Here is a 23468-nt window from a genome sequence, read left to right as displayed (position 1 = left end):
GTGCCCGGTGCGAAACTGCCCTCATGAGCGAGAGCGAGATCGTCCCGACGGCTGCGGGCGACGCCCGCATCACCTGGCACCGGGCGCGCGACGCGCGCGGCATCGTCGCCCTGAGTCATGGCGCCGGTGGCGGCATCGAGGCCCGGGACCTTCAGGCGCTGGCAGCCGTACTGCCGCGCCGCGGGGTCACCGTGGCGCTGGTGGAGCAGCCGTGGCGGGTGGCGGGCAAGAGGATGGCGCCGGCGCCGAAGGCGCTGGACGCGGCGTGGCGGGAGGTGTGGCCGGTGCTGGCGAGGCCGGGGCTGCGGGTGGTGGCCGGCGGGCGCAGCGCGGGGGCGCGGGTGGCGTGCCGGACGGCGGGGGAGCTGGGGGCGGTGGGGGTGCTGGCGCTGGCCTTTCCGCTGCATCCGCCGGGGAAGCCGGAGAAGTCCCGGGCGGAGGAGCTGCTGGGGGCCGGCGTGCCCACGCTGGTGGTGCAGGGCGGGCGCGATCCGTTCGGGCGGCCGGAGGAGTTCCCGGCGGGCGTGGCGCCCGTCACGGTGCCGTACGGGGACCACGGCTTCGCGGTGCCGAAAACGGCGGACGTCACGCAGGAGAAGGCGCTCGCGCTGCTCACCGACGCCGCCGAGGGATGGCTGGAGGGCGTCCTTCCGTAATGGCGACGTAAGGGCGGCGTGAGGGGAATGAGCCGCCTGCCGTATGCGTTGTGGCGGTCGTACACACGAAAACGGATGCGCAAGCACACGCATGAGTGAGGAAGGCAGCCGCATGGTCTCATCCGCATGCCAGCCCCGCGCCACAGCGCCATATCTGTCATGGCCGCAGTGGCCGGTGGGGGGCGCCGGGAAGGGCTCTGCCGCGGACACGTCCGGCACGCCGATCTCCAGCGGGATATCCTCCGATTCGAGCGGGACCGGTTTTGGCCCCGTGACCGTCTTGGAGGAGGTGGGTCCGGTCACCGGCACCGAAGACAGCACGGCCGCAGGTCCCCAGGAGACGGGCGCCGAGCGCAATGCGCGCTTCGAGCGTGACGCCCTGGAGTTCCTCGACCAGATGTACTCGGCCGCGTTGCGCATGACCCGTAATCCGGCCGATGCCGAAGACCTGGTGCAGGAGACGTACGCGAAGGCGTACGCGTCCTTCCACCAGTTCCGTGAGGGCACCAACCTGAAGGCCTGGCTGTACCGCATTCTCACCAACAGCTTCATCAACTCCTACCGCAAGAAGCAGCGTGAACCGCAGCGCAGCGGCACGGAGGAGATCGAGGACTGGCAGTTGGCGCGCGCCGAGTCGCACATGTCGACGGGGCTGCGCTCCGCGGAGTCGCAGGCGCTGGACCACCTGCCGGACTCCGATGTGAAGACGGCGCTGCAGACGATCCCGGAGGAGTTCCGGATCGCCGTGTATCTCGCCGATGTCGAGGGCTTTGCGTACAAGGAGATCGCCGACATCATGGGGACACCCATCGGCACGGTGATGTCCCGGCTGCACCGGGGGCGGCGGCAGCTGCGCTCGCTGCTTGAGGACTATGCGCGGGAACGCGGGCTCGTCCCGGCGGGCGCGGGAGATGAGAAGGGCTCGGGCACATGAGCTGCGGCAACCCGCATGAGACGGACTGCTCCGAAGTACTCGATCACCTGTACGAGTACCTCGACAACGAGATGTCCGACGACGGCTGTGCGAAATTCAAGCAGCACTTCGACGAGTGCCACCCCTGCCTGGAGAAGTACGGGCTGGAGGCGGCGGTGAAGAAGCTGGTCAAGCGCTGCTGCGGACAGGACGACGTGCCGACGGACCTGCGCGCGAAGGTGCTCACCCGGATCCAGCTGATCCGGGCGGGCGAGGTCCCGCCGGCCGTGCCGGAGCCGTCGGCGGAGGTCGAGGCGGCGGCCGAGGGCTCGCCGGCCACGTAGGCCCCGGGCCCGGGCGTACCACACTGACAAGACGAAAACGCTCTTCGCGCTGGCGAAGGGCGTTTTTCGTACGCCCGGCCGAGGCGCTGACCAGGGACGTTGTCCGGGACGGGGACGGAACCGGACGGTAAGGAGCGGCGGCACCGGTTCCCGTGGTTGGATGCCGCTGAGCGGCACCATGTCGCCAAACCGACAAGCCCGGTGGGGTGTGGATACGCCCGCCGATGGCAAGGAGGACAGATGGGCACCCGCGGCACAACAGCGCAGACGCGGTAACCGGGATCGGCAGGCGGACATTGAGGATCTTCGGCAGAGGACGGCACCGGCCCTCCGCCACCTGGCGGCAGGCGACCGACCGTGCGTTCACGCTGATCGGCGACGGGCGGTACGAGGACGCCGGCGCGCTGCTCACCCGTGCCGCCGACCTGGAGCCCTGGCTCTCGGAGTCCTGGTACAACCTGGCCCTGCTGCACAAGTTCCGGCACGACTGGGAGCAGGCCCGCACCGCCGGGCTGCGCGCCGTCGCGCTGCTGGACCGCGCCCCCGGCGCCCCCGACTGGTGGAACGTCGGCATCGCGGCCACCGCCCTGCAGGACTGGCCGCTCGCGCGCCGCGCGTGGCAGGCGTACGGCCTGAGCATGCCGGATTCCGCCGGTTCCACGGGTGACGGCCCGCTGGAGATGGAGCTGGGCAGCGCGGCCGTCCGGCTCTCCCCGGAAGGCGAGGCCGAGGTCGTCTGGGGCCGCCGCCTGGACCCCGCGCGGGTCGAGGTGCTGAGCATCCCGCTGCCGTCCTCCGGGCGGCGCTGGGGCGAGGTCGTCCTGCACGACGGCGTCCCGCACGGCGAGCGCGCCACGGCCGACGGGGCCGCGTACCCCGTGTTCGACGAGATCGAGCTCTGGGCGCCCTCTCCGGTCCCCACATGGCTCGTCCTGCTCGAAGCGGCCACCGAGGCCGACCGCGACGCCCTGGAGCGGCTCGCCGCCGACGCCGGCTTCGCGGCCGAGGACTGGTCGTCCTCCGTACGGCTGCTGTGCCGTACGTGTTCCGAGGGGCGGATGCCCACGGACGACGGCTCCGGCTCCGCCGCCGCCCGTGACCCGCACGACCACAGCGAGCCCGGCCACCCCGGCCACCTCAGCCACCGAAGCGCCGGCGCCCTGTGGGTGCCCGAGCGCGAGTGCGGCATCGCGGCCCCGGCCACGCTGGTGCGCGGGCTGCTGGACAGCTGGGTCGCCGACAGCCCGGAGAGCCGGGACTGGCGTGATCTCGAAGAGGTCTGCTGAGCGCGCGGTCGCACGTACCCTTGACGGGCCAATGACGAGAAGCCCCAGGAAGGCGTACGGCACACCATGTCGCAGCAGGACACCGAGCAGACCGCGTTCACCGACGATGTGACGGACGCCGAGGAGCGCGAAGCCGCCCACCGCGCCCGTGGCACCGCCCGCCCCATCACCGTCGTCGGCAATCCGGTGCTGCACCATCCGTGCCGGCCCGTGAGCGAGTTCGGCACCCCTGAGCTCGCGCAGCTCATCGACGACATGTTCGCCAGCCAGCGCGCCGCCGAGGGCGTCGGCCTGGCCGCCAACCAGATCGGCGTCGACCTGCGGGTCTTCGTCTACGACTGCCCCGACGACGACGGCGTCCGCCACACCGGCCACATCATCAACCCCGTCATCGACGACCTCCCCGCCGACCAGCGCATCCTCGACGACGGCAACGAGGGCTGCCTGTCCGTCCCCGGCGCGTACGCCGAGCTCCCGCGCCCCGACTACGCGGTCTGCCGCGGCCAGGACCAGCACGGCAACCCGGTCGTCGTCGGCGGCAGCGGTTTCTTCGCCCGCTGCCTCCAGCACGAGACCGACCACCTCAACGGCTACCTGTACATCGACCGGCTCTCCAAGCGCGACCGCAAGGACGCGCTCAAGCAGATGGCCGAGCTCACGCCGAAGTACGAGACCGTGCCCAACGAGGGCTGAAGCTCCCCCGCCGGGGGACACCGGACCGGCGCGTGATGGGGTGGGGCCCGTGATCGGACTCGGCACCCTCGGCGCTCTGCAGATATCCGCGCTGCTCGCGGCCGCCCTGCTGGTGGGTTTCTCGAAGACGGCGATCAGCGGCGTCAGCGCCGTCAGCATCGCCCTCTTCGCCTCCGTGCTGCCCGCCCGGGAGTCGACCGGGGCGCTCCTGCCGCTGCTGCTGGTCGGCGATGTGGTCGCCGTACGCGCCTATCGGCGGCACACGGACTGGCCGGCGCTGCTCAGGCTGCTCCCGTCGGTGGCGGTGGGGGTGCTGGTGGGGGCGGTGTTCGTGGCGCTGGTCGACGACATCGTCATGCGGCGTACGATCGGCGGCTTTCTGCTGGCGATGGCGGTCTACCACGTGTGGCAGCGGCGCCGGGCGCGGGAGGACGTTCCCGATGCCGGACCTGATGCCGGACCCGGTGCCGGACCACGGCGCCCGCACCACGGCCGGGCGCTGGTCTTCGGCCTCCTCGCGGGCTTCACGACGATGGTGGCCAACGCGGGCGGCCCGGCGATGTCCCTGTACCTGCTGTCGGCCGGCTACACGATGCTCGGCTTCCTCGGCACGGGCGCCTGGTTCTTCCTCATCGTGAACCTGTTCAAGCTTCCGTTCAGCATCGGGCTGGGGCTGATCGACGGCCAGTCGCTGGCGCGGGACGCCCTGCTCGCGGGGGCGGTGCTCGCGGGGGCGTACATCGGCCGGGTCGTCGTCCACCGCATCGACCAGAAGCTGTTCGAGCGGCTGGTGCTGCTCTTCACGGTGCTGGCGAGCGTCAATCTGCTGCGGTGAGGGTCCACTTCGCTGGACAGGACCTAGATGTCGAACTCGCCGTCGATGGCGCCGAGTTGGAACGCCCGCCACTCGGCGGCCGTGTAGCGCAGCACCGGCCCCTCCGGCTCGGCCGAATTGCGCATGGCGACGGCTCCGCCCTCCAGGAAGGCGAGTTCGACCTGCCCCTCGGCGGGGTCGCCGCCGGCGCTGACCCAGGTCACGCCGGAGATGTCCATCCCGTACAGCTCGTTCTTCTCGGCCTCCTTGCGCGCGGCGCGCTCCTGCTCCGACTCCTGCGCGTGGTCCTGCGCCTGCTCTGACATGCCGGGTTCCTCCCCGTCCGGTTCGTGCGGTCGTGCGGTCACGCGGTGTTGCCTGCCGTGGACGCCAGCGTAGTGGCGATGTGCGTGATCAGTTCAAGGGAATCACGCGAGGGCAGGGCGGCTGCCCGGACTTCGTCGAAGAGGATGCGGTGGGTCTCGACGTGTGCGTCGTCGTGGAGGTAGCGGCTGCCGGTCGAGTCGGTCACTTCGAGGACGTCGAGCGCGGTGGAGGACGAGTGGAAGAGCACCCGGAACGTCCCGTGGAGCCCTGGATGGACTCCCCGGCGCAGCGGCACGACCTGTAGGAGGGTCCTCGGCCGGTGGCCCAGGACGACGAGTCTGCGGAGCTGGGCGGCCATCACCTCCGGCCCTCCGACCGGGCGGCGCAGAACGCCCTCGTCGAGGACGCAGATGAACTGCGGGGGCGGGTCGCGGTCGAGGATCCGCTGGCGCTGCATGCGCAGTTCGACGCGGTGCCGTACCTGTTCCTGCGGGAGGTGGGGGCCGAGGCCTTCGATGAGGGCGCGGGCGTACTCGGGGGTCTGGAGGAGGTCGGGGACGATCGTGCCGCTGAAGTGGGCGATCCGGTCGCAGTCCGCCTCCAGGGAGAGCATCTCGCGGGCGTCCGCGTCGAGGGTGTCGTCGTGCTGGTGCCACCAGCCCTTCTTCCGGGTGTCCCGTAAGAGGGACAAGAGCGATTCGCGCAGGGCTTGGTCGCCCACCTTGTAGAGGTCGAGCAGGGCGATCAGTTCGAGGCGGCGGATGTGCTGGCGTCCCGTCTCGATCTTGGAGAGCTTGGCCTGTCCGCCGTCTATATGCTCGCTCGCATATTTCTGTGAAATCCTCGCCGACTCGCGGAGCTTCCGCAGTTCGGATCCCAGGTGCTTTTGCCGGATGCTGGGTCCCTGTCGATCTGTCATGCCTCTTCCCTGACGGAATCGAATATATTCCAGAAAGCAATGTGCGAATGCTCCGCGCGTTGTGGGCAACACCCTAGACCGTCGGTGGAAAACAGCCTGAAAGACCGGTCCTGGTACTCACCGCACTCATGTCGTGGTGAGATAACTGCTCGTCCTGGTCTGTGCGTTCGGGTCCGGATTGCCCATGGTCAATTCCAAGAAAAACTCAGGGATGACAGTCGAAAGTTTACCTGGTTCTTATGGAATTCAAAGACGGAGGGACCACGCTCCCGCCTCATGGAAATAAGAGATCTTGCGGCGGGGCCGCAACTCAACCGGCGTCGGTTCATCAGTGGCTTAGTGGGCGGCGGGACCGCCCTCGCGGGAGTTACTTCCGCGCTTTCCCTCATCTCCCTCTCCGGCGGAGATCCGGCGGCGGCGGCCACCGCGACCACCGCTCTCACCATCCCCGAATTGCTCAGCCCGACCACCACGGACGGCGTCGACGTCTACACGCTCGACATGCAGACCGGCACACACGAAGTGATCAGCGGGGTGACGAGCAGCAGCGCGGGCTTCAACGGCTCCTACCTCGGCCCGACCATCAGGGTGTCCAACGGGGACAGCGTCCGGATGGACGTCACCAACAACCTCGGCGCGGACACCACCGTCCACTGGCACGGCGCCCACGTCCCCGCCAAGGTCGACGGCGGACCGCAGGTCGCCTTCGCCAACGGCGAGACCTGGAGCCCGGCCTTCACGATCAACCAGGAAGCCGCCACCCTCTGGTACCACCCGCACGCGCTGGGCACCACCGCCAAGCAGGTCTCCCAGGGCCTGGCCGGGATGCTCATCGTCGACGACGACTCGGACGCCTCCGCCGCGCTCCCCAGCGAGTACGGCGTGGACGACATCCCGGTCATCCTGCAGTGCCTGGCCTCGTCCGCCGCGGGCGACGTCAAGTACGACGTCGCGGGGTACCGGACATCAGGCCTGGTCTTCCCGGTCCTCGTCAACGGCGTCAACGCGGACAACACCACGTTCACCTTCGCCGCGACCAAGCGCCGCATCCGGCTGCGCTTCCTCAACGCCTCGCTGTCGGACATCATCACCATCCAGCGGAGCGACGGCGCCACCCTCACCCAGGTCGCCACCGAGCAGGGCTACCTCACCTCGGCCACCGAGGTGTCCACGATCCGCCTGGTCGCGGGCTCCCGCGCCGAGGTCGTCATCGACGCCGCCGACGCGCCCACCATCCAGGCGGTCATCACCACCGGCTGGATAGCCGGCGGCAGCGGCACCTACCCGATCCTGTCGATCACGGACAGCTCCTCCGACACCCCGGCGGACCTGCCCGACACGCTCAACACCATCACCCGCTACGACACCAGCAGTTTCACGGCCCGCACCATCACCCTCGGCCAGTCCGGGGCGACCATGCTCATCAACGGCGTCGCGGGCACCACCGAGGCGGCCATGGAAGCCAACATGATCATGACGACCCTCGGCGCCAAGGAGATCTGGACCATCAAGAACAGCACGCAGCTGGAGCACTCGTTCCATCTGCACGACGTGCCGTTCCAGGTCATCTCGATCAACGGAACCGCCGCCAGCGGAGTCGACCTCGGCTGGAAGGACACCGTCGAGGTCATCGGCACCGGGACCGTCGTGATCGCGATGGAGTTCACCGACTACACCGACGACACGTACATGTACATGCTCCACTGCCATCTCGCCCAGCACGAGGACGAGGGCATGATGGCCGGCCTCATGGTCACCGCGAGCTGACCGTCGCCCGCACACGCGTCAGCCCCGCCCGACGCAACCGGGCGGGGCTGACGACCTGACCAGCGTGCCAGATCAGCGGATCAGATCGGCGGATCGGAAGCGGATCAGAAGTCGTCGTCGAAGGAGACCGAGCCTTCGACGGCGACCTGGTATGCGGAGGCGCGGCGCTCGAAGAAGTTGGTCAGCTCCTGGACGTTCTGGAGCTCCATGAAGGAGAAAGGGTTCTCCGAGCCGTAGCGGGCGGGCAGCCCGAGGCGTACGAGCCGCTGGTCGGCGACGCACTGGAGGTACTCGCGCATGGACTCGGTGTTCATACCGGGCAGCCCCTCGCCGCACAGGTCGCGGGCGAACTGGAGCTCGGCCTCCACGGCCTCCTCCAGCATGCCGGTGACCTCCTTGGCCATGTCGTCGTCGAAGAGGTCGGGCTCCTCCCGGCGGACGGTGTCGACGACATGGAAGGCGAAGTCCATGTGCATGGACTCGTCGCGGAAAACCCAGTTGGTGCCCGTGGCCAGGCCGTGCAGCAGGCCGCGGGAGCGGAACCAGTAGACGTAGGCGAAGGCGCCGTAGAAGAACAGGCCCTCGATGCAGGCCGCGAAGCAGATCAGGTTGAGCAGGAAGCGGCGGCGGTCGGCCTTGGACTGGAGGGAGTCCAGCTTCTCGACCTCGTTGATCCACTTGAAGCAGAACTGGGCCTTCTCGCGGATGGAAGGGATGTTCTCGACCGCGTCGAAGGCGGCGGCGCGCTCGTCCGGATCGGGGAGGTAGGTGTCCAGGAGGGTCAGATAGAACTGGACGTGCACGGCCTCCTCGAAGAGCTGCCGCGACAGGTACAGCCGCGCCTCGGGGGAGTTGATGTGCTTGTAGAGGGTCAGGACCAGGTTGTTGGCCACGATCGAGTCGCCGGTCGCGAAGAAGGCGACGAGGCGGCCGATCATGTGCTGCTCCCCGGCGGAGAGCTTGGCGAGGTCGGCGACGTCGGAGTGGAGGTCGACCTCCTCCACGGTCCAGGTGTTCTTGATGGCGTCGCGGTAGCGCTCGTAGAAGTCCGGGTAGCGCATCGGACGCAGGGTCAGCTCGAAGCCCGGGTCGAGGAGGTGCTTCTCGGTGGTGGTGGAGCTCATTACTGGCAGGCCTCGCAGGACTCGGGGTTTTCCAGGGAGCAGGCGATCGCGTCGGCGTCGGGGGCCGCCTGCTGTACGGGAATGGGTGCCGCCGCCCGCGCGGACTGCGCGATGCGGGTGGCCGGGCGGGAACGCAGGTAGTACGTGGTCTTCAGGCCCTGCTTCCAGGCGTACGCGTACATCGAGCTGAGCTTGCCGATGGTGGGCGAGGCCAGGAAGAGGTTCAGGGACTGGCTCTGGTCCAGGTACGGGGTACGGGCGGCGGCCATGTCGATCAGGGCGCGCTGGGGGAGCTCCCAGGCGGTGCGGTACAGCGCGCGCACCTCGGCGGGGATCCAGGAGAAGGCCTCGACGGAGCCGTTGGCCTCGCGCAGCGCCTCGCGGGTCTGGGTGTCCCAGACGCCGAGCTTCTTGAGGTCGTCCACGAGGTAGGAGTTGACCTGGAGGAACTCACCGGAGAGCGTCTCGCGCTTGAAGAGGTTGGAGACCTGCGGCTCGATGCATTCGTAGACGCCCGCGATCGAGGCGATGGTGGCGGTGGGCGCGATCGCCAGGAGAAGCGAGTTGCGCATGCCGGTTTTTGCGATGCGCGCGCGCAGGGCGTCCCAGCGCTCGGGCCAGCTCACGGTCACGCCGTAATGGTCGGGGTGCAGGACGCCCTGTGCCGTGCGGGTCTTCTCCCAGGCGGGGAGGGGGCCGTTGCGCTCGGCGAGGTCCGCCGAGGCCTCGTAGGCGGTGAGCATGATGCGCTCGGCGAGCTTGGTGGACAGGGCCTTCGCCTCGGCGGAGTCGAAGGGCAGCCGCAGCTTGAAGAAGACGTCCTGCAGGCCCATCGCGCCCAGGCCGACGGGGCGCCAGCGGGAGTTGGAGCGGCCGGCCTGCTCGGTCGGGTAGAAGTTGATGTCGACGACCCGGTCCAGGAAGGTCACGGCGGTACGGACGGTGGCGTCCAGGCGCTCCCAGTCGATGTCTCCGTCGGCGCCCTCGCCCACCACGAAGGCGCCCAGGTTGACCGAGCCGAGGTTGCAGACGGCGGTCTCCCCGTCGTCCGTCACCTCCAGGATCTCGGTGCACAGGTTGGAGGAGTGGACCGTGTGGCCCGGCTCGGCGGTCTGGTTGGCGGTGCGGTTGGAGGCGTCCTTGAAGGTCATCCAGCCCTGGCCGGTCTGCGCGAGGGTGCGCATCATCCGGCCGTACAGGTCCCGGGCGGGCATGGTCTTCTGGGCGAGTCCGGCCGCCTCGGCCTTGCGGTACGCCGCGTCGAACTCATCGCCCCACAGGTCGACCAGCTCGGGGACGTCGGAGGGGGAGAACAGCGACCACTGGCCGTCGGTGTCGACCCGGCGCATGAACTCGTCGGGGATCCAGTGCGCGAGGTTGAGGTTGTGCGTACGCCGGGCGTCCTCACCGGTGTTGTCGCGCAGTTCCAGGAACTCCTCGATGTCGGAGTGCCACGTCTCCAGGTAGACCGCGGCGGCGCCCTTGCGCCGGCCGCCCTGGTTCACGGCGGCGACCGAGGCGTCCAGGGTCTTCAGGAACGGGACGATGCCGTTGGAGTGGCCGTTGGTGCCCCGGATGAGGGAGCCGCGGGAGCGGATGCGGCTGTACGAGAGGCCGATGCCGCCGGCGTGCTTGGAGAGGCGGGCGACCTGGTGGTAGCGGTCGTAGATGGAGTCCAGCTCGTCGAGGGGGGAGTCCAGGAGGTAGCAGGACGACATCTGGGGGTGCCGGGTGCCGGAGTTGAAGAGCGTCGGGGAACTGGGGAGGTAATCCAGGCGGCTCATCAGGGCGTAGAGAGCGGCGACTTCGTCGGCGGCGCGGGCGCTGTGGTCCTCGGCGAGGCCGGAGGCGACGCGCAGGAGGAAGTGCTGCGGGGTCTCGATGACCTGGCGGGTGATGGGGTGGCGCAGCAGGTAGCGGCTGTGCAGCGTGCGCAGGCCGAAATAGCCGAACAGGTCGTCCGCGGTCGGGTCGATCAGCGCGTTCAGGCGGGCCGCATGCGCATGCACGAATTCGGCGGTGCCGTCGGCGATCAGACCCTCGCGGTGGCCGACCGCGATGGAGGTGGTGAAGGAGGTGACGCCCTGTCCGGCCGCCTCGTCGGCGATGGCGCGGGTGAGCAGGCGCGCGGCGAGCCGGGAGTACTGCGGGTCCTCGGAGATGAGCCCGGCGGCGGACTCGATGGCCAGCATGCGCAGCTCGGCCTCGTCGGCGACGGCGCTGCGGCCGCGCAGCACGGCGGCGGCGACCCGGCCGGGGTCGGTGTCGGGGAGGTCGGCGGTGAGCTCCGTCAGGATGCGCAGCAGGGCGGTTCCCACAGAAGGGACTTCTGCTGCGGCAGGCGGTGCGGCGGGCGCGATGGTCACGTGTGCTCTCTCCCTCGTACGGCGGCCGCACGAGGGAAGGTGAGCGCACACGGGCAGCAGGGCATGCCGCGGCGCGTCCACCGGCCCAATCCGCGAGGCCCGGACATGACGGCACCCGGGAGTGGGTTCTCGGGTGCGCTGCCGGCAGGCGGCCGGACTTGCGGGCACGCAGGAACGCAGCCCGCTCACCGTTGCGGGGCAGCTCCGGATTCTCACCGGATTCCCCTGCGGTGGCAGCGCTGCTGAGCATACATCTAGTGGTGCCCTTCGGAGGCACCCCCAGATGTTGTGTCCGGCGTGTTGCCGAGCTCACAGATCCGTGACGAGCTCCAGGGAATAGCAGCGCAGATGAATGCCCGGCACCGGGGTCCAGTCCCGCTCGGGCAGGCGGGCGAAGCCGAGGCGTTCGTAGAGCCGGTGGGCGGTGTGCATGCGCGGGCCGGTCGATATGACGATCCGGGACATACCGAGCTCCCGAGCCCGGTTCACGCACGCCCGCACCAACGCGTCGGCCGCGCCCCGGCCCTGGTGCGCCGGGTTCACGGCCAGCATCCGGAACTCGCCCTCGCCGTCCCGGGCCACCTCCGTATAGGCCGAGCCGTGGGGCACGAACGCGACACTGCCGAGCACATCGCCGCCGCCGTCCGCCGTGTCCACGGCGACCAGCAGTTCGGTGTGCTCGGCGCGGTGCCGGGCATTGCGCAGCTCCTCGAGGTAGCTGTCGCCCTCGGGGAGCACGGCCGCGTAGGCCCGTGCGGTGATCTCTCCGACGGCCGTGAGTTCATCGGGCCGTGCGTGGCGGATGGTGATGTCCATCGGGCCAGTCTGACGCAGGGGTCCGGCACCCGGAGACCGGACAGGTCCTGGGTCAGGCCGCGATGACCCACTCGTCGCGGGCGGCCTCGGCGGCGCGGGCCGCGCGCAGCTGGCGGTCGATGCGGCGCTCGTGGGCCAGGCCCACGAGGACGGGGGCGGCGATGACGAGGAAGAAGGCGATGACGGCTGCGAAGGCGAGGTATGTGTTCATGCATCCAATGTGCTCCTCCCGGCCCGGGGATGGGAGTGGCAGGACTGCCGTACTACCTCGAATTCCTGCCACGCCTGTGTGACACTGGACCCATGCTGAAAAACGTCGCTGTCGTGCTCCTGGACGGGGTCCACCCCTTCGAGTTCGGCGTGGTATGCGAGGTCTTCGGGGTCGACCGGAGCGAACAGGGCCTGCCGGTGTACGACTTCGCCGTGGTCGCCGCCGAGCGGTCGCCGGTCCAGGTGCACGGCGGCTTCACCATCGACACCCCGTACCGGCTGGACCGGCTCGCCGAAGCCGATCTCATCGCCATTCCCGCCGGCTGCAACCTGCCGGAGCAGGAGACGTATCCGGCTGATCTGCTGCTCGCCCTGCGCGACGCGGTCGAGCGTGGCGCGCGGGTGCTCAGCGTCTGCTCCGGGGCCTTTGTGCTCGGCGCCGCCGGACTGCTCGACGGGCGCGGGTGCACGACGCACTGGCGGCACACGGATGCGCTCGCGCGGAGGTTTCCGCTCGCGCGGATCGAGCCCGATGTGCTCTACGTGGACGAGGACCCGGTGATCACCTCGGCCGGCACTGCCGCCGGAATCGACGCCTGCCTGCACCTCGTACGCAAGGAGCAGGGCAGCGCCGTCGCCAGCGCGATCGCCCGACGGATGGTCGTGCCGCCGCACCGGGAGGGCGGCCAGGCGCAGTACGTCGACCGGCCGGTGCCCAGCCGCACGCAGTGCGACACGGTGGGCGAGGTCCTCGGGTGGATGGAGCGGCACCTCGACCGTGAGGTCACGGTGGAGGAGCTGGCGGAGCGCGCGCACATGTCGCCGCGGACCTTCGCGCGGCGGTTCCAGCAGGAGACGGGGACCACGCCGTACCGGTGGCTGCTCGGGCAGCGGGTGCTGCTCGCCCGGGAGTTGCTGGAGGGCACGGACGACACGGTCGACACGATCGCCGCGCGGGCGGGGTTCGGCAACGCGGCGACACTGCGGCATCACTTCGGGCGGTGGGTGGGGACGACGCCGCAGGCGTACCGGCGCACGTTCCGGGTGCCGGCGGGTTAGCCGGGTCGGGGTCCAGGGGCAGAGCCCCCGGACCCCGGAACTCAGGCCACTGGGACCGGGTCTGCCGGCTTGACGTCGGTGTCGCCGGTCTCGCCGGCGTCGTCCGCGTCGGCCGTGTAGTCGGCCGGGGCCGTCTCGTCCAGGCCCTCCGGCGCCTTGAGGGCCCGCAGGGCGAAGGTGAGGGCCACCGCCACGACCGCGTTCAGCAGGAAGGCCGTCAGGCCGATGTAGCCGATCTGACCGATCACGGGAATCGTGTCGGAGGACCCGCCGAAGTGCTTCTGGGCGGGGCTGGCGACGCCGTACGCGGTCCACGTGCCGTAGGCCATGCCGACGGCCCAGCCGGCCAGCAGGGCCCAGCGGTGGAACCAGCGGGTGAAGAGGCCGCCGACGAGGGCGGGGAAGGTCTGGAGGATCCAGATGCCGCCGAGGAGCTGGAAGTTGATGGCCACCGTCTTGTCCATGGTGAGGACGAAGGCGAGGGCGCCGACCTTGACCAGCAGGGAGACGAGCTTGCTGACCTTGGTCTCCTGCTCGGGAGTGGCGTCGGGCTTGAGGAAGTCCTTGTAGATGTTGCGGGTGAAGAGATTGGCGGCGGCGATGGACATGATCGCGGCCGGGACCAGCGCGCCGATGCCGATCGCGGCGAAGGCGACCCCCGCGAACCACGAGGGGAACATGTTCTCGAAGAGCTGCGGGATGGCGAGCTGGCCGTTGTAGCCGACGACGCCCTTCCCGACGCCGCTCGCCAGGGCCATGAACCCGAGCATCGCCAGCAGCCCGAGCATCAGCGAGTACAGCGGCAGCACGGTCGTGTTCCGGCGGATCACGTTGCGGCTCCTGCCGGACAGGACGGCCGTCACCGAGTGCGGGTACATGAACAGGGCCAGGGCCGAGCCCATCGCCAGCGTCCCGTACGCCCACTGGGCGCCCTCGCCGGGGGCCAGGGCGCCGCGCGGCTTGCCGGTGGCGGGGTTGACCTGGGCGTACGCGTCACCGGCCTTGGCGAAGATGTCGTCGAAGCCGCCGAGTTTGTACGGGATGTAGATGATCGCCACCGCGATGACGATGTAGATCAGGGTGTCCTTGACGAAGGCGATCAGGGCGGGGGCCCGCAGCCCGGAGGAGTAGGTGTACGCGGCCAGGACGCCGAAGGCGATGAGCAGCGGGAGGTCCTTGACGAACCAGTTGCCCGACGCCCCGCCGCCGACGCCCATCACGTCGAGGACGGCCTGGATGCCGACCAGCTGGAGGGCGATGTAGGGCATCGTGGCGAGGATGCCGGTGATCGCGACCGCCAGCGACAGGCTCTTGGAGCCGAAGCGGCCGCGCACGAAGTCGGAGGTGGTGACGTAGCCGTGCTTGTGGGAGACGGACCACAGGCGGGGCAGGAAGGTGAAGATCAGCGGGTAGACGAGGATCGTGTACGGGACGGCGAAGAAGCCGGCGGCGCCCGCCGCGTAGACGGCGGCCGGGACCGCGACGAAGGTGTAGGCGGTGTAGAGGTCGCCACCGAGCAGGAACCAGGTGACCCAGGAGCCGAAGGAGCGGCCGCCCAGGCCCCACTCGTCCAGGTGGAGGGCGTTGTCGGCCTTGCGCCAGCGGGCGGCGTAGAAGCCCATCACCGTGACGGCCAGGAAGAAGATGATGAAGACGGCGAGTGCGACGCCGTTCACGCCGTCCTTCATGCCTGCTCCCCCTTGCGTGCGCGCTCTTCGCGGCGGATCAGCACGTACGCGGTGAAGGTCAGCGCGGACGACAGGAACACCCAGAGCATCTGGTACCAGTAGAAGAACGGGATGCCGATGAACTCGGGTGTGAGCTTCGCGTACGAGCCGACCCACAGCATGGCGACGAAGGGTATGAACAAGCACACGCCGGCGATGACGCGCGTCGGTGTGACGACCGGCAAGCGGCCGTCCGTTCCTGGCAAAGGTGAATCGGACACGGCTGCGGCTCCGTCTCTCTCTGTCCCACAGGTGGTCCCACAGGTCCCTGTAATGCGCAGGAAATCTAGGGCAGAGATCAACTGGTCGTCCAGACCGCGTCCGCGTCCGCGGCCCTCAGCAGCAGCGGAAGCCCTCGCGCGGATCGGCCTCCCGCGCGTCGGTGCGGCGGCGCTCGAACTCCCGGCGGGTCAGCAGGGCCCCGCCCGGATCGTGCCGCCGGGCGTGGGCGGCGTAGTGCTCGTACGCCGCCTCGCCGGTCAGCTCCCGTACGTACCACCGCGCTGTGCGCGGGACGCGGGCCAGGGCCGAGGCGATCCTCCTCACCGCGACTCCTCTCCGACCGCGGCCAGTTGCTCCGCCTTCTCCTCCCTCGTGGGGATCAGCCCGGATGGAGCGACGATCCGGGACGGCAGGTGCGGGGCCTCCTTGAGGGTGGTCGCCGCTGGCCGCCGGACGGATGCGACGCAGACGCGGGCGGCGTCGGCCAGGACGAGGATGACGAGGACCGCGAAGAAGGCGGAGAGGACGCCGTCGACCGTGGAGTTGGTGACGACGGTGTGCATGTCGGCCATGGATTTCGCCGGTGGCAGCACCGTGCCGGCGTCGATCGCGTCGGCGTAGCGGGTGCGCTGGGCGAAGAAGCCCAGCCGGGGGTCGCCGGAGAAGACCTTCTGGAAGCTGGCGGTGAGGGTGACGGTGGCGTCCCAGGCGAGCGGAACGCCGGTCACCCAGGCCCACTTGAGCCTTCCGGATTTGATGAGCAGCGTCGTGCAGACGGCCAGGGCGACGGCGGCCAGCAGCTGGTTGGCGATGCCGAAGAGCGGGAAGAGCTGGTTGATGCCGCCGAGCGGTTCGTGGACGCCGACCCAGAGGAAGTAGCCCCAGGCGCCGACCACGATCGCGCTGGCCGCCCACACCCCGGGCCGCCAGCTGACATTGCGGAAGGGCTTGATGACATTGCCCAGCATGTCCTGGAGCATGAAGCGGCCGACCCGGGTCCCGGCGTCCACCGTCGTGAGGATGAACAGCGCCTCGAACATGATCGCGAAGTGATACCAGAAGGCCTTGAGGCCGTTCCCGCCGACGACCTTCGAGAAGATCTCCGACATGCCGACGGCGAGCGTGGGCGCCCCGCCCGTGCGCGAGAGCAGCGACTGCTCCTCCACGGCCTTCGCGGCAGCGGCCAGTTGAGCTGGTGTGATGCTGAATCCGAGCCCGGTGACGGCCTGCGAGGCGGACTGGACGGTGGTGCCGACGACACCGGCGGGGGAGTTCATGGCGAAGTACAGCCCCGGGTCGATGATGCAGGCCGCCGTGATCGCCATGATGGCGACGAAGGACTCCATCAGCATCGACCCGTAGCCGATCATCCGGACCTGGGTCTCCTTCTGGATCATCTTCGGGGTCGTCCCCGAGGAGACCAGTGAGTGGAAGCCGGACAGGGCTCCGCAGGCGATGGTGATGAAGACGAAGGGGAACAACGACCCGGCGAAGACCGGCCCCTTGCCGTTGGAGGCGAAGTCGGTGACCGCGTCCATCTTCATCGCGGGCAGGGCGATGACGACGCCCAGCGCGAGCAGGGCGATGGTGCCGATCTTCATGAAGGTCGAGAGATAGTCGCGAGGAGCAAGCAGCATCCACACCGGCAGGACGGAGGCGACGAAGCCGTAAGCGACCAGCCAGATCACCAGGGTCCCCGGGCTCAGCGTGAAAGCGCTCGCCCACGACGACTCGTTCACCCACCCGCCCGCCACGATCGCGAGCAGCAGCAGGGCGACGCCGATCAGCGAGACCTCGGTGACCCGGCCCGGCCGCAGCACCCGCAGGTAGAAGCCCATGAGCAGGGCGATGGGGATGGTCATGGCGATGGAGAAGGTGCCCCAGGGTGACCCGGCGAGGGCGTTGACGACCACCAGGGCCAGCACCGCCAGCAGGATGATCATGATGGCGAAGACTGCGATCAGCGCGGCCGCCCCGCCCACCGGGCCGATCTCGTCCCGGGCCATCTGGCCCAGGGACTTGCCGTCGCGACGCATGGAGAAGAAGAGCGTCACCATGTCCTGTACCGCACCCGCGAAGATCACCCCGACGATGATCCAGATCGTGCCGGGCAGATACCCCATCTGCGCCGCCAGCACCGGCCCGACCAGCGGCCCGGCCCCCGCTATCGCCGCGAAGTGGTGGCCGAGCAGCACCCGCCGGTCGGTGGGGTGGTAGTCGATCCCGTTGTCCAGCCGCTCGGCCGGGGTGGCGCGGGTCTTGTCGAGCCGCAGCACCTTGCCGGCGATGAAGCGCGAGTAGAAGCGGTACGCGATGGCGTACGAGCCCAGTGCCGCCGCCACCATCCAGGCGGCCGACACCTCCTCGCCCCGCGCCAGCGCCAGCATCGCCCAGCCGAGGGCGCCGACCAACGCAACCAGTGCCCAAACGGCCAGAGTCCGTCCCCTGAGTGCACTCATGGGGCGGAATGTAAAACCAACCGGTCGATCTGGCTATGGGGCCCGCGTACATCCGGACAGCGCCGGGGCCCAGGGCCCCGGGCCCCGGACTCAGCCCTGCGGCCGCTGCAGGCGCGCGACGAACTTGTACCGGTCGCCCCGGTACACCGACCGCACCCACTCCACCGGTTCGCCGGTGGTGTCGATGGAGTGCCGGGACAGCATCAGCATCGGCAGACCCACATCGGTGCCGAGCAGTCCGGCCTCGCGCGGGGTGGCCAGCGAGGTCTCGATGGTCTCCTCCGCTTCTGCGAGGCGTACGTCGTAAACCTCGGCGAGAGCGGTGTAGAGCGAGGAGTACTTGGTGAGGCTGCGACGCAGCGCCGGGAAGCGCTTGGCCGACAGGTGGGTGGTCTCGATCGCCATCGGCTCGCTGTTGGCCAGCCGCAGGCGCTCGATACGCAGCACGCGCCCGCCGGGTTTCATGTCGAGCAGCTCGGCGAGCCGGTCGTCGGCGGTGATGTAGCCGATGTCCAGCAGCTGGGAGGTCGGCTCCAGGCCCTGGGCGCGCATGTCCTCGGTGTACGAGGTGAGTTGGAGCGCCTGCGAGACCTTGGGCTTGGCGACGAAGGTGCCCTTGCCCTGGATGCGTTCGAGCCGGCCCTCGACGACCAGTTCCTGCAGGGCCTGGCGCACCGTCGTACGCGAGGTGTCGAAGTCGGCGGCCAGGGTGCGCTCGGGCGGCACCGGCGAGCCGGGCGGCATGGTCTGGGTGAGCTCCAGCAAATGCCGCTTGAGCGTGTAGTACTTGGGCACGCGCGCGCTCCGCCCCGCGACCGCGGCGCCGTTGTCCGTTCCGTCCAGGGCCTGCGCGCCCTGTGGTGCGACCTGTGTTCCCTGCACTTCGGGTTCCCCGCCGCTGCTCATGCTTCCTCCGTTACTGCTGAAACCCACATCGTGGCACGGGCCGTGCCGGGCGTGCGGGCCAGGCCCAGGTGTCGGTCCGATAACGGACACGCCAGGGGTTCTTATACACCCTTGACACCCCGAAAGGTCTAGGCCAAGCTCTGGACCACTGGTCTACACCACTTGGTAACCCTGGCCCTGGGGAGGGTGTTGTGAAGCGCAAGCTGATCGCCGCGATCGGTCTCGCGGGAATGGTCGTCGGCGTTGCGGCCTGCGGTTCGGACAAGGCGTCCGACAAGGCAGAGTCGACGCCGAAATCCATCACTGTCTGGCTCACCGTCGACGCACAGAACAACTGGCCTGAGCTGGTCAAGCAGGCCGACGCAGCGCTGAAGAAGGCGCACCCCGGCGTCACCGTCAAGCACGAGTACTACGCCTGGGGCGACAAGAACACGAAGTTCGACGCGGTGCTCGCCTCGGACAAGGCCCCCGACGTGATCGAGATGGGCAACACCGAGATGCTCGGCTACGAGATCAAGGGTGCCTTCGCCGAACTCGACGCCTCCAAGTTCGACAACTCCTCCGCCTGGCTGGACGGCCTCAAGGCCTCCGGCGAGTACGCGGGCAAGACCTACGGCGTCCCGTACTACGCCGGTGCCCGCGTCGCCGCCTGGCGCACGGACATCGCCAAGAAGGCCGGGGTCACCACCACCCCGACCACCTACACCGAGCTGACCGCCGACCTGGACAAGATCCAGGAGAAGAACGGCAGCAAGTTCAGCGCCTGGTACCAGCCCTCCCGTGACTGGTACGCGGCGATGTCCTTCGTCTACGACGCCGGCGGCGCCATCGCCACCGACTCCGGCGGCGGCAAGTTCACCGCGAGCCTGTCCAGCGCCGAGTCGGTCAAGGGCCTGACCGCCTGGAAGGCCGCCATCGGCAAGTACATGCACGGCGACCTCACCAAGGACGAGTCCGACCGCTACATCGTGTTCGGCCAGGGCAAGTCCGCGATGATCTACGGCGCCAGCTGGGAGGGCGGCGCGGCCGCCGACCCGAAGGTCGACAAGACCGGCGGCAAGCTCAAGACCAACCTGGCCCAGTTCGTCTTCCCGGGCCCGTCCGGCAAGAACATGCCGGTCTTCCTCGGCGGCTCCGACCTGGCCGTCCCGGTCAAGTCCAAGGCCCAGGACCTGGCGGCCGAGTGGATCAACGACTTCACCGGCACCGCCGGCCAGAAGGTCCTGATCGGCAAGGGCAACCTGCCCAACAACACGACCCAGCTGGCTCCTCTGAAGTCGGTCGAGGCCACCAAGGCCACCGCGACCGCCGCCGAGAGCAGCTGGTTCATCCCGGCCGCGACCGGCTGGAGCAACGTCGAGAAGGCGCAGATCCTCCAGGACATGCTGCAGTCCATCGCCACCGGCAAGAAGACCGTCGCCGAGGCGACGGCGGACGCCGACACGGCGATCGACAAGGTCATCAACAACAGCTGACCGTACGACGGTTCGACGAGGGATCGCTGAGGAGCAGTACGTGATGAGTGCCGCCGAAACCACCACCACAAAGGTGCCGCCGACGCGGCACTCATCACCGCCCCCGCTCCATGCGGCCCCCAGACCGGGCAAGCGGCGTTCGGCTGCCGGCGCCGCCGGTGTGCCCTGGCTGCTGCTCGCCCCGACGCTGCTGGTGCTGCTGCTCGTCCTGGGCTATCCGCTCGTCAGACTGGTCACCCTGTCCTTCCAGCACTTCGGGCAACCCCAGCTGTGGGGCTTCAAGCCCGCCGAATGGGCCGGGTTCGGCAACTTCAGCTCGATCCTCGGGGACGGCGAGTTCTGGTCCGTCGTCTGGCGGACCGTGTGGTTCGCGGGCGGCGCGGTGCTGCTCACCATGGTGCTGGGGATGCTGCTGGCGCTGCTCCTGCAGCGGGTGTCCCCGTGGGTGAAGACCCTGGTCAACATCGCCCTGGTGGCCAGCTGGGCGATGCCGGTCATCGTCGCCGTCACCGTCTTCAAGTGGATGTTCGACAGCGACTACGGCGTCCTCAACTGGCTGATCAGCAGGCTGCCGGGCGTCGACTTCGACGGCCACAACTGGTTCGCCACCGGCCCGCAGGGCCTCGCCGTCATCATGCTGCTGGTGGTCTGGGGCGCGGTGCCCTTCGTCGCGATCACCCTCGGCGCCGGACTCACCCAGGTCCCCAAGGAGCTGGAGGAGGCCGCCCGTCTCGACGGGGCGGGAGCGCTGGGCATCTTCCGCTACGTCACGCTGCCGATCCTCAAGCCGATCATCGTCATGCTGACCACGCTGTCGGTGATCTGGGACATGGGCGTCTTCCCGCAGGTCTACCTGATGCGCGGCGGCCACCCCGAGCCGGAGTTCCAGCTGCTCACCACCTACTCGTACACCAAGGCGTTCGTCGTCAACGACTACGGCGGCGGCTCGGCGATCGCCCTGATCACCGTGGCCCTGCTGCTGGGCGTGGTCGCCGTCTACATGCGTCAGATGCTGAAGATCGGAGAGGTCGAATGACGGCCGTGAAAGCTGCGAAGGCTGTGAAGCCGGGTCGTCCCGGCTACAACGCCCTGGGGCTGCTGGCCTTCATCGGCTTCGGCTTCCCCGTCTACTGGATGCTCAACACGGCCTTCAAGCCGGCCAAGGACGCCATCGACCCGGACCCGCACTTCATACCGTGGCCCCTGTCCCTGGAGAACTTCCGCCGGGCGCTGTCCATCGCGGACTTCTGGGGACCGGTCGGCCGCAGCCTGATCGTGTCGCTGAGCACGGTCGGCATCGGCCTGGTGGTCGGTCTGCTGGCGGCGCTGGCGATCTCCCGCTTCGCCTTCCGGGGCCGGAAGATCGTGATCGTCGGCATCCTCGCGGTCCAGATGGTGCCGCTGGTCGCGATGATCATCCCGGTCTTCCTGCTGCTCAACGACCTCGGTCAGTACGACAAGCTGCCCGGTCTGATCCTCACCTACCTGACCTTCATCCTGCCCTTCACGGTCTGGACCCTGCGCGGCTTCATCGTCAACATCCCGAAGGAGCTGGAGGAAGCGGCGATGGTCGACGGCTGCAGCCGCACCGGCGCCTTCGTCCGCGTCGTCTTCCCGCTGCTCGCGCCCGGGCTGGTCGCCACCTCGATCTATGGCTTCATCCAGGCCTGGAACGAGTACCTGTACGCCCTCATGCTGCTCAGCCAGCAGCACCAGACGGCCACCGTCTGGCTCAGCAGCTTCACCACCAGCCACGGCACGGAGTACGCACCGATGATGGCCGGTTCCACGATGATGGCGATCCCGGTCGTCATCCTGTTCCTCATCGTCCAGCGCAAGATGGCCGCCGGTCTCACCGCCGGAGCGGTGAAGGGATGACCTCCGTGACCTCCTCGACCTCCGCGTCACTCGCGCACGACGCGCTCACCGTCCTCCAGCCCGGCTTCCACGGCACCTCCGCGCCCGGCTGGCTGCTCGACAGGCTCGGCGAAGGCCTCGGCTCCGTGGCCCTGTTCGCCCGCAACATCGAGTCCCCCGAGCAGCTGGCCAAGCTCACCGCCCAGCTGCGCAACGTACGCCCCGACGTGCTGGTCGCCGCCGACGAGGAGGGCGGCGACGTGACCCGGCTGGAGGCCCGCGGCGGCTCCTCCTTCCCCGGCAACCTCGCCCTCGGCGCCGTCGACGACGCCGAGCTCACCCGCGCCGTCGCCGCCGAGCTCGGCCGCCGCCTGGCCGCCTGCGGGGTCAACCTCAACTGGGCGCCCTCCGCCGACGTCAACTCCGACCCCGAGAACCCGGTCATCGGCGTCCGCTCCTTCGGCGCCGAGGCCTGGCGCGTGGCCCGGCACACCGCCGCCTACGTGGAGGGGCTGCAGTCGGCCGGCGTCGCCGCCTGCACCAAGCACTTCCCCGGCCACGGCGACACCGCCGTCGACTCCCACCACGCCCTCCCGCGCGTCGACGTGCCGCTGGCCACCCTGCGCACCCGCGAACTGCTGCCCTTCCGGGCCGCCGTCGCGGTGGGCACCAAGGCCGTCATGAGCGCCCACATCGTCGTCCCCGCCATCGACCCCCACCGCCCCGGCACCCTCAGCCGCGCCGTCCTGACCGGCCTGCTGCGCGAGGAGCTCGGCTACGAGGGCCTCATCGTCACCGACGGCATCGAGATGCGGGCCATCGCCGACGCGTACGGCATCGAGCGCGGCACCGTCCTGGCCCTGGCCGCCGGGGCCGACGCCATCTGCGTCGGCGGGGGACTGGCCGACGAGGAGACCGTCCTCGCCCTTCGCGACGCGATCGTACGGGCGGTGCGCGAGGGCGACCTCGCGGAGGAACGGCTCGCCGACGCCGCCGCGCGAGTGCGCGAGCTGGCGGCGTGGACCGTCTCGGCGGCCGGCGCCGCACAGGGGTCGGCGCCGGACCCGGACATCGGCCTCGCCGCCGCCCGCCGCGCCCTGCGGGTGACCCGCACCGAGGAGTACGTACCGCTGGACGCGGCTCCTTACGTGGCCGCCTTCACGCCCGTCGCCAACATCGCCGTCGGCGACGAGACGCCCTGGGGGATCTCCGCCGAGCTGGAACGGCTGCTCCCCGGCACGGTGACGGGAAGTTTTCGGGCGGATGACGCTTTGACCGCAAATGTGCTGCGCCTCGCGGGTGACCGTAGGATCGTCGCTGTGGTCCGCGACGTCCACCGCCATCCCTGGATGGCGCAGGCCCTCGGGTCCCTGCTCGCCGCCCGGCCCGACACGGTCGTCGTCGAGATGGGGGTGCCGCAGGCGCGGCCCTCCGGCGCCCTGCACATCGCGACCCACGGCGCGGCCCGCGTCTGCGGGCAGGCGGCCGCGGAGGTCATCGCCGGCCGGGACTGAAGGCTACGACCGCA

The 23468-nt window shown here is 69.6% G+C and carries 23 protein-coding genes and 1 riboswitch; of the genes, 12 read left to right on the top strand and 11 right to left on the bottom strand.

All coding sequences use genetic code 11. From position 1 onward, the window contains the following. Positions 1-23: 23 nt before the first annotated feature. From OG607_RS15245 to OG607_RS15220, 6 genes are all read left to right on the top strand, one after another. Positions 24-656: an alpha/beta family hydrolase gene (locus OG607_RS15245; RefSeq protein ID WP_405723525.1), complete on the top strand. Its 633-nt coding sequence runs from the start codon at positions 24-26 to the stop codon at positions 654-656. Positions 657-945: 289 nt separating this feature from the next. Next, a complete protein-coding gene (locus OG607_RS15240) occupies positions 946-1590 on the top strand; it encodes a sigma-70 family RNA polymerase sigma factor (RefSeq protein ID WP_405736783.1) in 645 nt (214 codons plus the stop codon). After that, positions 1587-1913 carry a mycothiol system anti-sigma-R factor gene (gene rsrA, locus OG607_RS15235; RefSeq protein ID WP_405723524.1) on the top strand — a complete coding sequence of 109 codons (327 nt, stop codon included), beginning with the start codon at positions 1587-1589 and terminating at the stop codon, positions 1911-1913. Before OG607_RS15240 ends, rsrA begins: the two co-directional genes overlap by 4 nt. Positions 1914-2209: 296 nt before the next feature. Continuing rightward, positions 2210-3199: a tetratricopeptide repeat protein gene (locus tag OG607_RS15230; RefSeq protein ID WP_405723522.1), complete on the top strand. Its 990-nt coding sequence runs from the start codon at positions 2210-2212 to the stop codon at positions 3197-3199. A 66-nt stretch (positions 3200-3265) separates the two neighbouring features. Next, entirely contained in the window at positions 3266-3892 is a 627-nt protein-coding gene (gene def, locus OG607_RS15225; protein WP_405723520.1) for a peptide deformylase, read from the top strand. Positions 3893-3941: 49 nt separating this feature from the next. Further along, entirely contained in the window at positions 3942-4727 is a 786-nt protein-coding gene (locus OG607_RS15220; RefSeq protein ID WP_405723518.1) for a sulfite exporter TauE/SafE family protein, read from the top strand. 23 nt (positions 4728-4750) lie between these two features. Here OG607_RS15220 and OG607_RS15215 read toward each other — a convergent pair whose 3' ends face one another. Both OG607_RS15215 and OG607_RS15210 read right to left on the bottom strand, forming a co-directional pair. Further along, on the bottom strand, positions 4751-5032 hold the full coding sequence (locus OG607_RS15215; protein ID WP_405723516.1) for a DUF397 domain-containing protein: 282 nt from the start codon (positions 5030-5032) through the stop codon (positions 4751-4753). A gap of 38 nt (positions 5033-5070) precedes the next feature. After that, positions 5071-5952 carry a helix-turn-helix domain-containing protein gene (locus OG607_RS15210; RefSeq protein ID WP_405723514.1) on the bottom strand — a complete coding sequence of 294 codons (882 nt, stop codon included), beginning with the start codon at positions 5950-5952 and terminating at the stop codon, positions 5071-5073. Between the two features lie 339 nt (positions 5953-6291). Here OG607_RS15210 and OG607_RS15205 point away from each other — a divergent pair, with 339 nt between their 5' ends. Beyond that, complete coding sequence (locus tag OG607_RS15205) at positions 6292-7719, top strand: multicopper oxidase family protein (protein ID WP_405723512.1); 1428 nt, start codon at positions 6292-6294, stop codon at positions 7717-7719. A gap of 104 nt (positions 7720-7823) precedes the next feature. Here OG607_RS15205 and OG607_RS15200 read toward each other — a convergent pair whose 3' ends face one another. The 4 genes from OG607_RS15200 to OG607_RS15185 all read right to left on the bottom strand — a co-directional run bounded on the left by OG607_RS15200 (position 7824) and on the right by OG607_RS15185 (position 12236). After that, positions 7824-8843 carry a ribonucleotide-diphosphate reductase subunit beta gene (locus OG607_RS15200; protein ID WP_405723510.1) on the bottom strand — a complete coding sequence of 340 codons (1020 nt, stop codon included), beginning with the start codon at positions 8841-8843 and terminating at the stop codon, positions 7824-7826. Then, complete coding sequence (locus tag OG607_RS15195; RefSeq protein WP_405723508.1) at positions 8843-11209, bottom strand: ribonucleoside-diphosphate reductase subunit alpha; 2367 nt, start codon at positions 11207-11209, stop codon at positions 8843-8845. The genes OG607_RS15200 and OG607_RS15195 overlap by 1 nt, the downstream gene beginning before the upstream one ends. A 125-nt stretch (positions 11210-11334) precedes the next feature. Then, a riboswitch (cobalamin riboswitch) is annotated at positions 11335-11471 on the bottom strand. Between the two features lie 47 nt (positions 11472-11518). Beyond that, positions 11519-12025, bottom strand: coding sequence for a GNAT family N-acetyltransferase (locus OG607_RS15190; protein ID WP_405723507.1), 507 nt, complete (start codon positions 12023-12025; stop codon positions 11519-11521). A gap of 52 nt (positions 12026-12077) precedes the next feature. Next, positions 12078-12236: a hypothetical protein gene (locus OG607_RS15185; protein ID WP_405723505.1), complete on the bottom strand. Its 159-nt coding sequence runs from the start codon at positions 12234-12236 to the stop codon at positions 12078-12080. A gap of 92 nt (positions 12237-12328) precedes the next feature. Between OG607_RS15185 and OG607_RS15180 the strand changes: the two genes are divergently transcribed. Then, positions 12329-13294 (top strand): helix-turn-helix domain-containing protein, encoded by a 966-nt coding sequence (locus tag OG607_RS15180; protein WP_405723503.1) that lies wholly within the window; start codon positions 12329-12331, stop codon positions 13292-13294. Between the two features lie 41 nt (positions 13295-13335). Here the strand turns inward: OG607_RS15180 and mctP are convergent, their stop codons facing one another. The 5 genes from mctP to OG607_RS15155 form a co-directional block, all read right to left on the bottom strand. Next, the gene (gene mctP, locus OG607_RS15175; RefSeq protein WP_405723501.1) at positions 13336-14982 is read right to left on the bottom strand and encodes a monocarboxylate uptake permease MctP; all 1647 of its coding nucleotides are present in this window, start codon (positions 14980-14982) and stop codon (positions 13336-13338) included. Then, positions 14979-15242: a DUF3311 domain-containing protein gene (locus OG607_RS15170; RefSeq protein ID WP_405723499.1), complete on the bottom strand. Its 264-nt coding sequence runs from the start codon at positions 15240-15242 to the stop codon at positions 14979-14981. Before OG607_RS15170 ends, mctP begins: the two co-directional genes overlap by 4 nt. A 115-nt stretch (positions 15243-15357) precedes the next feature. Further along, on the bottom strand, positions 15358-15558 hold the full coding sequence (locus OG607_RS15165) for a CstA-like transporter-associated (seleno)protein (protein WP_405736781.1): 201 nt from the start codon (positions 15556-15558) through the stop codon (positions 15358-15360). 5 nt (positions 15559-15563) lie between these two features. Continuing rightward, positions 15564-17702: a carbon starvation CstA family protein gene (locus OG607_RS15160; protein WP_405723497.1), complete on the bottom strand. Its 2139-nt coding sequence runs from the start codon at positions 17700-17702 to the stop codon at positions 15564-15566. A 90-nt stretch (positions 17703-17792) separates the two neighbouring features. Next, positions 17793-18608: a GntR family transcriptional regulator gene (locus OG607_RS15155; RefSeq protein WP_405723495.1), complete on the bottom strand. Its 816-nt coding sequence runs from the start codon at positions 18606-18608 to the stop codon at positions 17793-17795. Between the two features lie 191 nt (positions 18609-18799). Here OG607_RS15155 and OG607_RS15150 point away from each other — a divergent pair, with 191 nt between their 5' ends. From OG607_RS15150 to OG607_RS15135, 4 genes are read left to right on the top strand one after another with little or no spacing between them, the layout of a single operon-like run. Beyond that, positions 18800-20083 (top strand): extracellular solute-binding protein, encoded by a 1284-nt coding sequence (locus tag OG607_RS15150; RefSeq protein ID WP_405723493.1) that lies wholly within the window; start codon positions 18800-18802, stop codon positions 20081-20083. A gap of 43 nt (positions 20084-20126) precedes the next feature. Beyond that, on the top strand, positions 20127-21119 hold the full coding sequence (locus tag OG607_RS15145) for a carbohydrate ABC transporter permease (protein ID WP_405723491.1): 993 nt from the start codon (positions 20127-20129) through the stop codon (positions 21117-21119). Continuing rightward, positions 21116-21961, top strand: a complete 846-nt coding sequence (locus OG607_RS15140; RefSeq protein ID WP_405723489.1) for a carbohydrate ABC transporter permease — start codon at positions 21116-21118, stop codon at positions 21959-21961. The genes OG607_RS15145 and OG607_RS15140 overlap by 4 nt, the downstream gene beginning before the upstream one ends. Continuing rightward, complete coding sequence (locus OG607_RS15135; RefSeq protein ID WP_405723487.1) at positions 21958-23454, top strand: glycoside hydrolase family 3 protein; 1497 nt, start codon at positions 21958-21960, stop codon at positions 23452-23454. The genes OG607_RS15140 and OG607_RS15135 overlap by 4 nt, the downstream gene beginning before the upstream one ends. Positions 23455-23468: the final 14 nt, after the last annotated feature.

The sequence above is a fragment of the Streptomyces sp. NBC_01537 genome (assembly GCF_045040445.1).
GTDB lineage: Bacteria > Actinomycetota > Actinomycetes > Streptomycetales > Streptomycetaceae > Actinacidiphila.
The sequence above is the reverse complement of the archived record's forward strand: the minus strand, read 5'-3'. Positions and strand labels throughout refer to the sequence as shown.

Coding starts and splice junctions, on each gene's coding strand:
- OG607_RS15245 (WP_405723525.1), top strand. CDS start 24: ATGAGCGAGAGCGAGATCGTCCCGACGGCTGCGGGCGACGCCCGCATC.
- rsrA (WP_405723524.1), top strand. CDS start 1,587: ATGAGCTGCGGCAACCCGCATGAGACGGACTGCTCCGAAGTACTCGAT.
- def (WP_405723520.1), top strand. CDS start 3,266: ATGTCGCAGCAGGACACCGAGCAGACCGCGTTCACCGACGATGTGACG.
- OG607_RS15215 (WP_405723516.1), bottom strand. CDS start 5,032: ATGTCAGAGCAGGCGCAGGACCACGCGCAGGAGTCGGAGCAGGAGCGC.
- OG607_RS15210 (WP_405723514.1), bottom strand. CDS start 5,952: ATGACAGATCGACAGGGACCCAGCATCCGGCAAAAGCACCTGGGATCC.
- OG607_RS15200 (WP_405723510.1), bottom strand. CDS start 8,843: ATGAGCTCCACCACCACCGAGAAGCACCTCCTCGACCCGGGCTTCGAG.
- OG607_RS15190 (WP_405723507.1), bottom strand. CDS start 12,025: ATGGACATCACCATCCGCCACGCACGGCCCGATGAACTCACGGCCGTC.
- OG607_RS15185 (WP_405723505.1), bottom strand. CDS start 12,236: ATGAACACATACCTCGCCTTCGCAGCCGTCATCGCCTTCTTCCTCGTC.
- OG607_RS15180 (WP_405723503.1), top strand. CDS start 12,329: ATGCTGAAAAACGTCGCTGTCGTGCTCCTGGACGGGGTCCACCCCTTC.
- mctP (WP_405723501.1), bottom strand. CDS start 14,982: ATGAAGGACGGCGTGAACGGCGTCGCACTCGCCGTCTTCATCATCTTC.
- OG607_RS15160 (WP_405723497.1), bottom strand. CDS start 17,702: ATGAGTGCACTCAGGGGACGGACTCTGGCCGTTTGGGCACTGGTTGCG.
- OG607_RS15155 (WP_405723495.1), bottom strand. CDS start 18,608: ATGAGCAGCGGCGGGGAACCCGAAGTGCAGGGAACACAGGTCGCACCA.
- OG607_RS15145 (WP_405723491.1), top strand. CDS start 20,127: ATGAGTGCCGCCGAAACCACCACCACAAAGGTGCCGCCGACGCGGCAC.
- OG607_RS15140 (WP_405723489.1), top strand. CDS start 21,116: ATGACGGCCGTGAAAGCTGCGAAGGCTGTGAAGCCGGGTCGTCCCGGC.
- OG607_RS15135 (WP_405723487.1), top strand. CDS start 21,958: ATGACCTCCGTGACCTCCTCGACCTCCGCGTCACTCGCGCACGACGCG.